Raw genomic sequence first — 15,212 nt, 5'->3', positions numbered from 1 at the left:
GGGCAAGTTATGAAATAAACTACAACTATAAAACGGGTTACTCCTTGTTTTTTCGGTTGTAGATTGGCAAGTAAATTAATGAAAGCCCTCCAAAAATAATAATCATAAGGGTTTGAGATGCCCACATAATCCATCCGAAAGCAATACTTGGCTCTTCAGCAATTCCGAATAACGAAAAAGCTGCATAAACCGCCAACGGATAAGACCCAATACCGCCATTGGTAGCGGCTATACTGAAGCTTGCCGATATGAATCCCACTAAAATAACACCTAAAGAAATACCTTTTAAATCGGGAATCGCAAACGACGTCACGTAAAACATAAGCACATACATCGTCCAGATAAACAGGGTATGAAAAATGAATGGCCATTTTTTCTTCATTTTAAAAATACTCAAAAGGCCTTCAACCAAACCAGAAACAAAAGTTCTTATTTTTTGAGCAAATTTAGAATCGCTTCGCTTTAAATAAGTAACAAACAAAAAGAAACCAACAGCACCGACTAGAGCTAAAACCGTAATCTTTACAGGATCTAATCGTTCAATAAAAAAGCCGTAAATAAAATCGAACTGCACAAAAAGCGTGATTAGGATAATCCCCATCATCACAATCAAATCAGCGATGCGTTCTGAAACAATAGTACCGAAACCCTTTTCAAAAGGCACATCTTCATAATTTGAAAGAATCGATGCACGCGCCACCTCGCCAGCTCTTGGAATGGTGTAATTTATTAAATAGGTGGCAAAAACCGCCATAAAGCTATTGGCATACCTTACGTGATACCCCATAGGCTCTAACTGAAAACGCCAGCGATAGGCTCTGGACATATGACTTAAAAGCCCTAAAAAAACACCTAAAAGAATCCAACCGTAATCCGATTCTTTTAGGTATTGAAAAATTTCTTCAACCGAAACTTTAGATAAGGAATACCAGACTAAAAACACCCCCAAAAATAAAGGAAGTACTATTTTTAAGACTTTGGTTATCCTGAGCTTCAAATAATCGAAAATTTATTTTAATAAGTTTGTTGCTTCATCTGGGAAGACCAAAGAAGGCTTGAAAGTCTTAGCTTCTTCGTAATCCATAATAGCATAAGTGATAAGAATTAACGTGTCGCCAACAGCGACTTTACGAGCTGCTGCTCCATTAAGAGTAATTTCACCACTATTACGAGGACCTGGAATACAATACGTTTCTAAACGCTCACCATTGTCGTTATTTACAATTTGAACTTTTTCGCCTTGTATAATATTGGCAGCTTCCATTAAATCTTCATCGATAGTGATACTACCAATATAATTAAGTTCCGCACCGGTACACTTAACTCTGTGAATTTTAGATTTTACGACTTGAATTTGCATGTGGCAAAGGTAATTAATTTAGAGCAATATTATCAATTAGTCTAATATCATCTGCATATACTGCAATAAACGCTCTGTATTGTTTGTTATTTTCTTTCTCTGTTACGGTTTTAAGAGTTTCAACATCGGCAATTATAAAATATTCCAATTCTAACAACTGCTGACTTTTAAACTCATTTTCAACCCATTGAGTTACTTCTTCTGCACTTTTTGTACCAAAATACTCCTTAGCAACTGTTAAAGTTTTGTAAATAAATGGCGCTGCTTCAAGGTATTCAGGTTTTAATCGTGTGTTTCGAGAACTCATCGCCAACCCAGAATCTTCTCTGTAAATATCGCAACCCACAATATTCACGTGTATATTATGCTTTTCAACCAGTTTCTTCACAATTTGCAACTGCTGAAAATCTTTCTCTCCAAAATAAGCGTTATCTGGTCTTACAATTATAAATAAACGCTTTACAATAGTTCCAACACCATCGAAATGCCCATCACGGAAACGACCTTCCATTTCATGCTCCAATCCGTCGTAATCGAAATGCTCGGCTTCCAGTTTACTTTCATAAACATCTTCAACAGAAGGTGCATAAACTAAAATATGCTCTTTACTAACCCCCGTTAACAACTCCACATCGCGTTCTAAAGTTCTAGGGTATTTCTGTAAATCGTCTTTATTATCAAACTGCGTTGGATTCACAAAAATACTTACAACAACCTTATCGTTATCCTTCAATGCTTTTTCTACCAAAGCCAAATGCCCTTGATGCAACGCACCCATAGTTGGCACCATACCAATGCTTAACTTTTGGTCTTTAAAAGCACTTAATACTTTCGTAATTTGTTGTTTTTCTGAGTAAACTTCCACAGTTCTATTTAAATTTAGCGGGTGCAAACTTAAGATTTTACAAGCAATCTGCATAAATTTTTGTACTTTTGCGTGTTTTTTATTTTGAATTAAAAAAAGCAACGCCTTATTTAAACAAGAAAATTGTATTTCTAAAATTGCAGAAATACCGCATTATTGTTGCATTAGGCCACTAAAAAAAACTAAAACAAACGTTATTTAGGTTAGCCCCTGTTTAACATATTAAGTACTTATAAAGCAATAAATAAAAACACATGAAAGATAAGAGGATATTGTATGTATCATCTGAAGTAGTGCCTTATTTACCGGAAACCGAAATTTCTTCAATGTCTTTTGAAGCACCAAGATTAGTCAATCAGCAAGGTGGGCAAATAAGGATTTTTATGCCACGATACGGCAACATTAACGAAAGAAGACATCAATTACATGAAGTTATAAGACTTTCTGGTATCAATTTAGTGATTAACGATTTAGATATGCCGTTAATTATTAAAGTAGCCTCGATACCAAAAGAGCGCATTCAGGTGTATTTTATTGATAACGATGAATATTTCAAGAGAAAAGCAACCCTAACCGATGAAGATGGAAACTTATTTCCAGACAACGACGAGCGCGCTATCTTTTTTGCCAAAGGCGTTATCGAAACAGTTAAAAAACTAAACTGGTCTCCAGATATCATTCATGTCCACGGCTGGCTAGCTTCATTATTACCAGTATACCTGAAAGAATACTATAAAGATGAACCGTTATTTAATGAAAGTAAGATTGTAACCTCGGTTTACAGCCAAAGTTTTAACAATTCATTAAATGAAGATATGGTTAATAAAGTTAAATTTGACAATATTAACGAAGACACCATCAAAGTTCTTGAACAACCTTCGTACGTAAATTTAATGAAAGTAGCGATTGATTATTCTGATGCGCTTATTATTGGATCTGAAGAAATTCCTGAAGATTTAAAAGCTTATGTAGACGCATCAAACAAACCTACTTTAGAATACAAACCAAAAGATGAATTTGGCACGGCTTACACAACATTTTTTAATGAACACGTGTTATAAGTAAACCAAATATCTTTCAAAACTATATATGAAAAAGACCATTAGCGCCCTTAAATTTGCAGTTTGTACAGTAGTTATATCTTCTTTTCTGGCTTGCGACAAAGACTTTGCTTCAGTTGATAGTGATGTTTTAGGAGAAGACAACACGAATTTCCAAACCAATAAAGAGTCCTTACCCATACTAGCTTACAATAAAAAATTAAACTCGTTACAAATTGATGGTTTAACATCTAACCTTCTCGGTGTTTTTAACGATCCTGCTTTTGGTCAAACCACGGCAAGTATAATCACACAGGTTACCCCATCAACGTATAGCCCTAATTTTGGTGATAATACGGTTATTGATTCAGTAGTTATTACTATTCCGTACTACAGTAGAGTTACTGGACTTGATGATGAAGGCTTAAATGAATATACCATTTCAGATTCGCTATACGGCAATGCCGAAGCACCTATAAAGCTTACTGTTTTTAAAAACGAATATTTTTTAAGAGATTTCGATCCTAGTGCGCCTCTTGGTCAAGCTCAGTATTATTATTCTAAAGCTGATGGCGAAATAAATGTTACCGATAATTTTGCATTGAACGGGTCTTCAACCATTAATTTTGATGACCACAAGTATACAACCGATACTATTTTAAAAATTGAAGAGTTTACCCCTAGTGCAAAAAGAATAAATTTAGAAACAAAGGATGAAGATGGAGAAATAACATCTACCACTAATATTGCACCGGCATTTCGCGTAAAATTGGACAATACCAATTTCTGGGAATCTAACATCATTAATCAAGAAGATAATGATGTTTTAACAAGCGCTAGTGCTTTTCAAAATTACTTCAGAGGGCTATACTTTAAAGCTGAAGCGATTGGAACTGATGGTCAAATGTTAATGTTAAACTTGGGGTCTTCAGATGCGAATATTACCATATATTACTCGTACTCAACAACAACAGGTACTGGCGACAATGCAACTACAACCACATCGAACAGTACTTATACTTTAAGTTTTTCCGGAAAACGTTTAAATACATTTATCAATAACTACAATTTGGTAACTTTACCGGAAGGCAACTCAACCGAAGGAGATTCAAAATTATATCTTAAAGGCACTGAAGGTTCTATGGCTATTGTAGACCTATTTGCAGGAACTTCAGATTACGAAGGTGAAACCATGAGTACTTTAGATGCTTTTAAACATAAACACAGAATACCTCTTGGGAAAGTTAATGGTGAGTATACTTACAAAAAAGATGAAAGAGGTAATTACTTGTTGAAACGTCTAATTAACGATGCACAGTTAATCATATATGAAGATGAAGCTATGAATACTGGCGGTGATGAAGATTTTCACAAATATGACCGTATTTATGCTTACGATATTGCAAACAACATTCCTTTAATAGATTATTCTTTAGACCCAATTTCTAACACTGCAGATCCCTACAATTCTGTTATTGTACATTTAGGGCAACGTCGAGAAAACGACGAGAATGGTCAAGCAAAATACAAAATTCGTATTACTGAGCATCTAAATAACATTTTATTAAGAGACTCAACAAACACAAAAGTTGGTTTAGTTCTATCGACTAACGTAAACTCAACCTCTAATGCAAGAATCCTAAATAGTGATAACGACGAAGTGACTAACGTCCCTGCTGCATCTATTATCACACCAAGAGGAACTATTTTACATGGAACAAACGACAATGTTTCCGAAGATGTAAAAATGAAATTAGAAGTATTTTTCACAGAACCAAAGTAACTAAACATATGTGTGGAATTGTAGGATATATAGGTAAACGCGAGGCCTATCCTATCATTATTGAAGGCCTTAAACGTCTTGAATATCGAGGATATGATAGTGCCGGTGTAGCGCTTTATAATGGTGAAAACCTAAAAATATCTAAAACTAAAGGCAAAGTATCTGACCTTGAAGAACGTTGCGAAAACGAGAATAATAAATACGGAAATATAGGCATTGGTCATACCCGTTGGGCAACCCACGGCGTACCTAACGACGTAAACTCTCACCCTCATCTTTCTAACTCTGGTAACCTAGCGATTATCCATAACGGAATTATCGAGAATTACGAATCACTTAAAAAAGAATTAATCTCCAGAGGTTACACCTTTAAATCGGATACCGATACCGAAGTTTTAATCAACTTAATTGAAGAAATTCAAAAGCAAGAAAATGTTAAACTTGGCAAAGCTGTTCAAATAGCACTAAACCAAGTTATTGGGGCGTATGCTATTGCCGTTTTCGATCAAAATAACCCAGATGAAATTGTTATCGCTCGTTTGGGAAGTCCGTTAACTGTTGGCGTTGGTGAAGATGAATTCTTTATCGCCAGTGATGCTTCTCCGTTTTTAGAATATACCAAAAATGCTATTTATCTGGAAGATGAAGAAATGGCCATTATCAGGCTTCATCGAGAGATAAAAGTTAGAAAAATAAAAGACGATTCTTTAGTCGACCCATATATTCAAGAGTTAAAATTAAATCTTGAACAGATTGAAAAAGGTGGTTACGAGCATTTCATGTTAAAGGAAATTCACGAACAGCCAAAAGCTATCACAGATACGTATCGTGGTCGTCTTTTAAGAAACGAAGCCATCATTAAAATGGCTGGTGTTGAGGACAACATGAAAAAATTCCTTAATGCCAATCGTATTATTATTGTAGCCTGCGGAACCTCATGGCATGCTGGTTTAGTTGCCGAATACATATTTGAAGACTTAGCCAGAATTCCTGTTGAAGTAGAATACGCTTCAGAGTTCAGATACAGAAATCCAATAATTAACGAGAACGATATTGTTATCGCTATTTCACAATCTGGTGAAACAGCCGATACCTTAGCCGCTATAAAACTAGCAAAGTCTAAAGGGGCCTTTGTATTCGGTGTTTGTAATGTGGTAGGATCATCTATTGCTCGTGAAACGCATGCTGGTGCTTATACACATGCCGGACCTGAAATAGGTGTGGCTTCAACGAAAGCCTTTACGACTCAAATTACGGTCTTAACACTTATGGCTTTACGATTAGCCAGAGCAAAAGGAACGATTAGTAGTTCAGAATTCCGTCAGCATCTTTTAGAGTTAGAAATGATTCCTAAGAAGGTAGAAAAATCATTAGAAGCTGATACGCATATTAGACAAATTGCCGATTTATATAAAGATTCTCGCAACTGTCTATATTTAGGGCGCGGATACAATTTCCCGGTAGCTTTGGAAGGTGCTTTAAAACTTAAAGAGATTTCCTATATTCATGCCGAAGGGTATCCTGCTGCAGAAATGAAACACGGCCCGATTGCTTTAATTGATGAAAATATGCCAATTATTGTTATCGCTACGAAAAAAGGGCATTACGAAAAAGTGGTAAGTAACATTCAGGAGATCAAATCGAGAAAAGGAAAAATTATTGGTATTGTTACCGAAGGTGACGAACAAGTTAGAGAACTTGCAGATCATGTGATTGAAGTTCCAGAAACTTTAGAATCCTTATCGCCATTACTAACAACCATTCCGCTTCAGCTGTTGTCATATCATATAGCTGTCTTATTAGGCAAAAATGTTGATCAACCTCGTAACCTGGCAAAGTCAGTTACCGTGGAATAATTAATCAACATAACTTTATAAAATAAAAGGCCAAGATTAAATTTAATCCTGGCCTTTTATTTTATTATTCAAATTTCAGAATACACAAAATTCATTCATTTTTTTTGCTAAAATATACTATGCATGCATAATTTTTTATATTTTTATCAATACGCAATCTGTTTTGTGTTATTCTAAACTAAAATTTAACTAATTTATTAAATGAAAACATTCCTCCCGCTCTATGTATTCTTATGCTGTTTTGCCTCCTATGCGCAAACAACAATAACTGGTATTGTCAAAGACGACAATGACCTGCCCGTTCCAGGGGCCAATGTAGTTGTTCTGGGAACATCTACAGGAACTGTAAGCGATTTTGATGGAAATTTCAATTTAACTGTAAATATGAATCCGCCTTTTCAAGTAAAGGCCAGTAGTGTTGGTTTTGATTCAGCTACAGTAGAAGTTACTAAAAACGGACAAAATATAACCTTTATTTTAAAAGAAGGAACCTCATTAGATGAAGTCGTTATTTCGGCATCCAGAACACCAGAACGCATATTCGAGTCTCCGGTAACCGTAGAACGCTTTGGATTAAGAGACATAAAAAATACAACAGCTGTCGATTTCTACGACGGTCTGGAAAATCTAAAAGGTGTAGATGTTAACACCAACAGTTTAACCTTTAAATCGGTTAACACCCGAGGATTTGCAACTTTTGCCAACAACCGCTTTATGCAATTGGTAGACGGTATGGATAATTCTACGCCTGCTTTAAACTTCCCAATTGGAAACTTGGTGGGTATGATTGAAACCGATGTTGAAAGCGTTGAGTTGCTGCCAGGAGCATCGTCAGCACTTTATGGTGCCAATGCCTTTAACGGTATTTTATTCATGCGTAGTAAAAATCCATTTGATCATCCGGGCATTAGTGCCTACTACAAGCAAGGTCTAACCTCCCAAAAAGCAGCAGGAGATAACCCGTATACTGACTTTGGAATTCGTGTCGCCCATAAATTTAGTAACAAATTTGCCGCAAAAATAAACTTTGGTTACCTAAAAGGAACGGATTGGGCAGCCAACAGTATTGAAGATAAAACTATGGTTGGAGGCACGAGAGAGAATAATATAAATTACAATGGCGTAAACGTATATGGTGATATCGTTTCTACCAACATTCGAGCGGCTTCTGGCGGACTTGGCATCGTACCAAATGTTTCTGTGAGTAGAACAGGGTACGATGAAAGCGATTTAACTGATTACAATGCTGAAAGTGTTAAAGCTGACTGGGGGTTATACTACCGTCCGTTTGAAAACGATTTTGAAATATCTTATCAAGGGAAAGTAGGTACAGGTTCAACCATATACCAGGGAACGAACAGATACTATATTGATGGCTTTTTTCAACAACAACACAAAATAGAATTAAAAAATAACAACTTCTTTTTAAGAGGTTATATGGTGGGCGATAAAGCCGGTGATTCTTACGATATGGTTGCCACAGCCATACAAATTAACAGGGCATGGAAAAGTGACGAACAATGGTTTGGTGACTACATAACTACTTTTGTAGGCGCTACTTTAAGTGGTGCTACCGAAGATCAGGCTCATGCAGCTGCAAGAGCAGCCGCAGAAACCGGTCGTTTTGAACCTGGTTCACCTGAGTTTAAAGCGGCATTTAATAAAAGTATAAACGATCCTGATATTTTAACAGGTTCACGATTTCAGGATGCTTCAAAATACTATCATGCCGACGGAAATTACAACTTTAGTGATTTAATTGACTGGGCTGATATTCAAATTGGTGGTTCCTACAGAAAGTATAACTTGAATTCCTTTGGAACTATTTATACCGATAAAGACGGAACAATTGACTATTCTGAATTTGGAATTTATACACAAATTCAGAAAAACTTAGAATTAAGTGATGCTTTAGAATTAAAACTAACAGGATCAATACGCTTCGATAAATCTGAATTTTTCGATGGCTTCTTTTCTCCTAGACTTTCAGCTGGTTTAACAATCAATAAAGACCATAATGTTAGAGCTTCTGTTCAAACAGGCTTTAGAAACCCTACAACCCAGGATTTGTTTATCGGACTTGACACGGGAGCTTATGTTTTAGTTGGTTCTGCACCTAACAATTTAGACCGCTATTCTAGAAGCTATGACGTTAGCACTTCAGGACAGTTATTAGGACAACCAGCAACAGTAACGCAAACAGGACGCGCTGGCTATGAAAATTCATATACTGCAACATCTGCCTTAACTGCCGAAGCTACAGGAAATACAGCCATTTTAGAAGTTGCAAATCCAGATATCATAAAGCCGGAGCAAGTTACTTCAGCCGAAATAGGGTATAGAGGCAAATTCAGCCATTTAATTGTTGATTTTAGCGCCTACTACAATAAATACAAAGATTTTATTTCACAAGGTAGAGTCGTATCTCCCCTTTACGGAACTGCCGGTGAAGCATTAGCCGAAGATGCCATCTTAAACGGAGATTATCAAATTTACGGTACCTATACAAATTCTGAAGCTGATGTTAATTCTTACGGAGCTTCACTTGGTTTATCTACAAAAATATTTGGCAACTTCGACTTAAGCGGAAGTTACACCTATGCAAAACTCGATTTTGATCAGGCTAAATACCCTAGCTTTGTAACCAACTTCAACACACCAGAACATAAATTTAAAGCCTCGTTCGGTAATACCGAATTGTTTAAGAATTTTGGTTTCAATATAGCTTACCGCTTTAGCGACGACTACTTTTGGGAAGCTACTTTCGGCGATGGTGTTGTTCCTGAATTCCATGTATTAGATGCTCAAATTAGCTACAAAGTTCCTGCCCTTAAATCGCAATTTAAAGTTGGAGGGACTAACCTAACCGGTAAAGAATATTATACCGCATTTGGAACCGGTTATATTGGGTCTATGTACTATGTGTCTTGGGTAATTAATAACTTATAAAATGAACATTATGAAATTAAAATATATAGCCCTGTTATTATTTGCATCGGGGTTTACTGCGTGTAACGACATAGAAGATGTTAGCCGCGAAGAAGCGGAAACGACTTTTCCTGAATTCACAACTGGCGATGTCGACTTTTCAAACTATATAGCTGTTGGAGGATCATTTACAGCGGGATATACAGATGGCGCTCTATTTAAAGCTGGTCAGGAAAATTCATTCCCAAATATGCTCGCCAGTATTTTTACTTTAGCTGAAGGTGGTGATTTTAAACAACCTTTAATGAATGATAATATTGGAGGTTTTTTATTAAACGGAGTAGTTGCTGCATCTCCAAGACTATACTTTGATATTGCTTCGTCTTCACCCAAGGTTTTAAACGCCACTCCATCTACCGAAATTACATCACCTGTAAACGGACCCTTTAACAATTACGGTATACCAGGATTAAAAAGTTTTCATTTAGGATTTTCCGGATATGGCATGCTAAATCCATATTTTGGAAGAATGACTTCCTCTCCGCAAACAGCAACCGTTTTAGGAGAAGCAGTAGCACAAAACCCTACATTTTTCACTTTATCTGAAATTGGCGGAAACGACGTTTTAAGTTATGCACTTGCAGGAGGTGATGGCACAGATCAAACAGGAAATCCAAACCCTGCAACCTATCAAGGAAATGATATTACTGACCCTAATGTTTTTGCCGCTTCATTTAATGCGGCAGTTACTGCTTTAACTACAAATGGCGCCAAAGGAGTAGTCACTAATGTACCCTATGTAAAAGACCTGCCACATTTTACAACCGTACCTTACAACCCTATTCCTTTAGATGCTGCAACTGCTGCTTACTTAAATAGCGCATCTGCATATGGTGCATATAATGCAGGGATCACACAAGCTTTTGCTTATTTAGTAGCCAATAATTTAATGTCTCAAGCAGATGCTAACACCGAAATTTCAAAAAGAACAATAACTTTTGAAGCTTCCGAATCCAATGCGGTTGTTATAATGGATGAAAGTTTAACAGATTTAACAAGTTTAAATGCAGCCCTAATTAGCATAAGACAGGCAACTGCTGATGATTTAATAGTATTAACAGCATCTAATTTTATAGGAACCGAAGCTGTAGCTGGCAATCCTCAAACTGTTAATGGAGTTGCAATACCTTTAGCCGACAAATGGGTTTTAACTCCAGAAGAACAAACATCAATTAAAACAGCAACTGATGCTTACAACGCAACCATAGCGTCTGTAGTAAACAACAATGACAACTTAGCATTGGTAGATTTGAATACGACATTAAGCCAGTTAGCTACAACAGGCGTCATTTTTGATGACTTTATATTAAAAGCGAATCTGGCCACTGGAGGTGCCATTAGCTTAGATGGGGTACATCTGACCGCTAGAGGATATGCTTATTTGGCCAATAAATTTTTAGAAGCTATTGATATAGCGTTTGGCTCAAATTTTACAGAATCTGGTAATGTTTTAAAAGCCGGAGATTACCCAACCAATTATTCGCCAGCTCTGCAATAACAAGCGTTTCAATAATAAAATTTAACACCTTCAAAATGAGGGTGTTTTTTTATTCTAAAAAACCTGAAAAAACAACTTTCTTTTTAAATTAAAAAAATTATCTTTGCAGCCGAAAACTAAAAGTGTTTTCATTGAATTAAAACGCATAATATTAAACATATAAGTAATGTCTAAAGTTACAGGTAAAGTTGCACAAATAGTAGGTCCGGTTATCGATGTTGAGTTCGCTGCCGGTTCAGAACTTCCAAAAATTTATGATTCATTAGAAATTAAGAAAGCTGATGGTTCTACATTAGTATTAGAAGTACAGTCTCACATTGGTGAAGACACCGTACGTACAATTGCTATGGATTCTTCTGATGGTTTAAGCAGAGGAACTGAGGTTGTTGCAACTGGAGCACCTATACAAATGCCGATTGGAGATGATGTTTACGGACGTTTATTCAATGTAATTGGTGATGCTATTGACGGTCTTGGAAATTTACCAAAAGCTGGTGAAGCGGGTTTACCAATCCACAGATCAGCTCCAAAATTCGAAGATTTATCAACTTCTACTGAAGTTTTATTTACTGGTATTAAAGTAATCGACTTAATTGAGCCTTATGCAAAAGGAGGTAAAATTGGATTATTTGGTGGTGCCGGTGTAGGTAAAACAGTATTAATTCAGGAGTTAATTAACAATATTGCAAAAGGTCACGGTGGTTTATCAGTATTTGCTGGTGTAGGAGAGAGAACTCGTGAAGGAAATGACCTTTTAAGAGAGATGTTAGAGTCTGGAATTATCCGTTACGGTGAAGACTTTATGCATTCAATGGAAGCTGGAGGATGGGATTTATCTAAAGTAGATAAATCTAAAATGAAAGAATCTAAAGCAACTTTCGTATTCGGACAGATGAATGAGCCACCAGGAGCACGTGCACGTGTTGCTTTATCTGGTTTAACAATTGCAGAGTACTTCCGTGATGGTGCTGGAGACGGACAAGGAAAAGACGTACTTTTCTTCGTAGATAACATCTTCCGTTTTACACAAGCTGGTTCTGAGGTATCTGCATTATTAGGTCGTATGCCATCTGCGGTAGGTTACCAACCAACTTTAGCAACAGAGATGGGTGCGATGCAAGAGCGTATTACTTCAACTAAAAAAGGATCTATTACATCTGTACAGGCGGTTTACGTACCTGCGGATGATTTAACTGACCCTGCGCCTGCAACAACGTTTGCTCACTTAGATGCTACAACTGTATTATCTCGTAAAATTGCTGAGTTAGGTATTTATCCTGCAGTAGATCCATTAGATTCTACGTCTCGTATCTTAACTGCTGATATTTTAGGAAACGAGCACTACGACTGTGCACAACGTGTAAAAGAGTTGTTACAACGTTACAAAGAGTTACAAGATATTATCGCAATCCTTGGTATGGAGGAGTTATCTGAAGAAGATAAATTAGCAGTATCTCGCGCAAGACGTGTTCAACGTTTCTTATCTCAACCATTCCACGTAGCTGAGCAGTTTACTGGTATTCCGGGAGTATTAGTAGATATTAAAGAAACTATCAAAGGATTTAACATGATTATGGACGGTGAATTAGATCACTTACCAGAGGCAGCGTTCAACCTTAAAGGAACTATTGAAGAAGCCATCGAAGCTGGAGAGAAAATGTTAGCTGAAGCTTAATATTCAATAGAAAATTATAAAACATTATGAATTTAGAAATTGTATCACCAGAAGCTACCCTATTTAACTCAGAAGTTGATTCTGTAGCATTACCTGGTATTAATGGTGAGTTTCAGATTTTAAATGACCACGCCGCAATCGTGTCTATTTTAACTGAAGGAACCATTAAAATTCATACACATACACAAAGCCACCTGGTTTTTGATGCGTTACATTCTGAAGTTAATCCTCACCACGATGATGACAAAGTTTTAACCTTAAAAATCAAATCTGGCACTGTTGAAATGAAAGATAATAAAGTGATTGTTTTAGTTGACTAAACCTTCCTTTATTCAGAATAAAAAAACGCGAAACATTTAGTTTCGCGTTTTTTATTTTATACATACATCTTTTGAAGTATAATTACACCTTCTTAATTACATTGGTGACAATGCCCCAAATAATAAATTCATTTTCTTCAGTGATTTTTATAATCGGGTAATTCGGATTTTCAGGTTTCAACCACACTTCACCCTGCTCTACTCTCAAACGTTTTACCGTAAATTCACCATCTAAAAAACACACGGCTATTCGGTTATTCTGTGGCTCTAAACTTCGATCAATAACCAACAAATCGTTATCCTCAAGTCCCGCACCTATCATCGACTGACCGCTAACACGGGCAAAAAATGTGGCTTCTTTATTTCGTACTAACTCTTTATCTAACGATAAACGTTGTTCTTTAAAATCTTCGGCTGGTGAAGGAAACCCACAAGAAATACCTGTATCGAAAAACACAGCACCAAGCGCATCTGAATCTTCGGGCGTAAAAAAAGTTAAGCTATTAGAATCGTGCAATGTCATAACATATCATTTAATCAAATATAATCATTTAAAGTATTCATTTTACTTTAATTATATCATTAATATTGGTGGTATATCGAGGCGACAATCGCTCCTGATGCATCTTCCAGGTACGTTGTAAATCCTGATTAGCCAGCTTTACCTTATTGGTCGCATATTTAAAATTTAAACCATCGATGGCTCGCATTAACGGCTTATGTTTAGGGTTTTCGGTTTCAAACAATTGTAACTGATGATTATCGGTTGGTACCAACCCCATAACAATCACTCCGGCGCGTTTATATTTAATCCCTTTTTTAAACAATTCGGCAACAGCCTTTACAGCTTCCTGACTAATGATTAAACTGGAATCAGTGGGATATGTTAGATTTATTTGTTTCGCCGCTCTATGCTGCTCTAAATCTGTTTTATGCCGGTCACTGCTTATCGTTACATAAATACTGTGACAACTCGACTTTTGCTTTCGTAATTTTTCGGCACAACTAGTAGCAAACGTAGAAATGCGCTCTTTTAAATTCTCTAAATCGGAATACGTATATTCAAAACTTCTTGTGGTTGCAATAGCATGTTTATTCTTAATTTCATCTAATTGCAAAGCTGGAATGCCTTTTAAATCCTGTTTCAGTTTCCATTCGGTGATTGAAAAATTTCGACGTACCCATTCGTCATCTAAATTCACAAAATCCAAGGCTGTATGGCAGTTTTTAAGTTTCAATCGCTTTGACAATCGTCTTCCTATTCCCCATACCTCTTCAATTTTTATCCATTTTAGCGCTTTAATACGCTTCTCTTCAGAATCGATAACATAAACGCCTTTGGTTTGTTCTGGAAATTTACGGGCTATTTTATTTGCAACTTTACTCAAAGCCTTGGTTGGCGCCATACCCACACAGGTAGGAATACCTGTCCATTTTAAAATGCGCTTTCGAATTTGAGTGCCGTAGTCGTTAAAATTGAAATACTCAAACCCCTTGAATTCCAGAAAAGCTTCATCTATGCTATACACCTCAACATCGGGTGTAAATTGTCGTAAAATAGACATCACCCGACTACTCATATCGCCGTACAACGGGTAATTAGAAGAAAACACCTGAATATGGTTCGCTTTGCAAAAGCCTTCCCATTTAAAAATAGGCGCGCCCATAGGAAGTTCGAGTTGCTTGGCTTCGTCACTTCTGGAAATCACACAACCATCATTATTGCTTAAAATAGCAACAGGCTTACCTTGCAAACTAGGATTAAAAACCCGTTCACAGGACGCGTAAAAGTTATTACAATCGACTAATGCAAACATGTGTAAATTT

General features: G+C 36.5%; 12 protein-coding genes. 7 read left to right on the top strand and 5 right to left on the bottom strand.

Features of this window, described 5'->3' with window-relative positions; genetic code table 11:
- Positions 1-37: 37 nt before the first annotated feature.
- Genes ICJ84_RS00870 through panC form a run of 3 tightly spaced genes read right to left on the bottom strand, consistent with a single transcriptional unit; the run spans position 38 to position 2,225 of the window.
- Positions 38-997 (bottom strand): lysylphosphatidylglycerol synthase transmembrane domain-containing protein, encoded by a 960-nt coding sequence (locus ICJ84_RS00870; RefSeq protein ID WP_188214472.1) that lies wholly within the window; start codon positions 995-997, stop codon positions 38-40.
- A 12-nt stretch (positions 998-1,009) separates the two neighbouring features.
- Complete coding sequence (panD, locus tag ICJ84_RS00865) at positions 1,010-1,360, bottom strand: aspartate 1-decarboxylase (protein WP_188214471.1); 351 nt, start codon at positions 1,358-1,360, stop codon at positions 1,010-1,012.
- A gap of 13 nt (positions 1,361-1,373) precedes the next feature.
- The gene (gene panC, locus ICJ84_RS00860) at positions 1,374-2,225 is read right to left on the bottom strand and encodes a pantoate--beta-alanine ligase (protein WP_317173617.1); all 852 of its coding nucleotides are present in this window, start codon (positions 2,223-2,225) and stop codon (positions 1,374-1,376) included.
- Positions 2,226-2,479: 254 nt separating this feature from the next.
- On the opposite strand from panC, the gene ICJ84_RS00855 reads away from it, so the two are divergent.
- The 7 genes from ICJ84_RS00855 (at position 2,480) to ICJ84_RS00825 (ending at position 13,385) form a co-directional block, all read left to right on the top strand.
- Entirely contained in the window at positions 2,480-3,286 is an 807-nt protein-coding gene (locus ICJ84_RS00855) for a glycogen/starch synthase (protein ID WP_188214469.1), read from the top strand.
- Positions 3,287-3,314: 28 nt separating this feature from the next.
- Positions 3,315-5,048: a DUF4270 domain-containing protein gene (locus ICJ84_RS00850; protein ID WP_188214468.1), complete on the top strand. Its 1,734-nt coding sequence runs from the start codon at positions 3,315-3,317 to the stop codon at positions 5,046-5,048.
- Positions 5,049-5,056: 8 nt separating this feature from the next.
- Positions 5,057-6,904, top strand: a complete 1,848-nt coding sequence (glmS, locus tag ICJ84_RS00845; RefSeq protein WP_188214467.1) for a glutamine--fructose-6-phosphate transaminase (isomerizing) — start codon at positions 5,057-5,059, stop codon at positions 6,902-6,904.
- Between the two features lie 201 nt (positions 6,905-7,105).
- Positions 7,106-9,853 carry a TonB-dependent receptor gene (locus ICJ84_RS00840; protein WP_188214466.1) on the top strand — a complete coding sequence of 916 codons (2,748 nt, stop codon included), beginning with the start codon at positions 7,106-7,108 and terminating at the stop codon, positions 9,851-9,853.
- A 10-nt stretch (positions 9,854-9,863) separates the two neighbouring features.
- A complete protein-coding gene (locus ICJ84_RS00835) occupies positions 9,864-11,390 on the top strand; it encodes an SGNH/GDSL hydrolase family protein (RefSeq protein WP_188214465.1) in 1,527 nt (508 codons plus the stop codon).
- Between the two features lie 166 nt (positions 11,391-11,556).
- A complete protein-coding gene (gene atpD, locus ICJ84_RS00830) occupies positions 11,557-13,065 on the top strand; it encodes a F0F1 ATP synthase subunit beta (RefSeq protein ID WP_188214464.1) in 1,509 nt (502 codons plus the stop codon).
- A gap of 26 nt (positions 13,066-13,091) precedes the next feature.
- Positions 13,092-13,385: a FoF1 ATP synthase subunit delta/epsilon gene (locus tag ICJ84_RS00825; protein WP_188214463.1), complete on the top strand. Its 294-nt coding sequence runs from the start codon at positions 13,092-13,094 to the stop codon at positions 13,383-13,385.
- Positions 13,386-13,467: 82 nt separating this feature from the next.
- Here ICJ84_RS00825 and ICJ84_RS00820 read toward each other — a convergent pair whose 3' ends face one another.
- Together ICJ84_RS00820 and ICJ84_RS00815 are read right to left on the bottom strand one after the other, a co-directional pair.
- Positions 13,468-13,908 (bottom strand): LexA family protein, encoded by a 441-nt coding sequence (locus ICJ84_RS00820; RefSeq protein ID WP_188214462.1) that lies wholly within the window; start codon positions 13,906-13,908, stop codon positions 13,468-13,470.
- A gap of 37 nt (positions 13,909-13,945) precedes the next feature.
- Entirely contained in the window at positions 13,946-15,202 is a 1,257-nt protein-coding gene (locus tag ICJ84_RS00815) for a Y-family DNA polymerase (protein ID WP_188214461.1), read from the bottom strand.
- Between the last annotated feature and the right edge of the window lie 10 nt (positions 15,203-15,212).

The organism is Aestuariibaculum suncheonense, from assembly GCF_014596935.1.
In the GTDB taxonomy this organism is placed as follows: Bacteria; Bacteroidota; Bacteroidia; order Flavobacteriales; family Flavobacteriaceae; genus Aestuariibaculum; species Aestuariibaculum suncheonense.
The sequence above is the reverse complement of the archived record's forward strand: the minus strand, read 5'-3'. Positions and strand labels throughout refer to the sequence as shown.

Coding starts and splice junctions, on each gene's coding strand:
- panD (WP_188214471.1), bottom strand. CDS start 1,360: ATGCAAATTCAAGTCGTAAAATCTAAAATTCACAGAGTTAAGTGTACC.
- ICJ84_RS00855 (WP_188214469.1), top strand. CDS start 2,480: ATGAAAGATAAGAGGATATTGTATGTATCATCTGAAGTAGTGCCTTAT.
- ICJ84_RS00850 (WP_188214468.1), top strand. CDS start 3,315: ATGAAAAAGACCATTAGCGCCCTTAAATTTGCAGTTTGTACAGTAGTT.
- glmS (WP_188214467.1), top strand. CDS start 5,057: ATGTGTGGAATTGTAGGATATATAGGTAAACGCGAGGCCTATCCTATC.
- ICJ84_RS00840 (WP_188214466.1), top strand. CDS start 7,106: ATGAAAACATTCCTCCCGCTCTATGTATTCTTATGCTGTTTTGCCTCC.
- ICJ84_RS00835 (WP_188214465.1), top strand. CDS start 9,864: ATGAAATTAAAATATATAGCCCTGTTATTATTTGCATCGGGGTTTACT.
- atpD (WP_188214464.1), top strand. CDS start 11,557: ATGTCTAAAGTTACAGGTAAAGTTGCACAAATAGTAGGTCCGGTTATC.
- ICJ84_RS00825 (WP_188214463.1), top strand. CDS start 13,092: ATGAATTTAGAAATTGTATCACCAGAAGCTACCCTATTTAACTCAGAA.
- ICJ84_RS00820 (WP_188214462.1), bottom strand. CDS start 13,908: ATGACATTGCACGATTCTAATAGCTTAACTTTTTTTACGCCCGAAGAT.
- ICJ84_RS00815 (WP_188214461.1), bottom strand. CDS start 15,202: ATGTTTGCATTAGTCGATTGTAATAACTTTTACGCGTCCTGTGAACGG.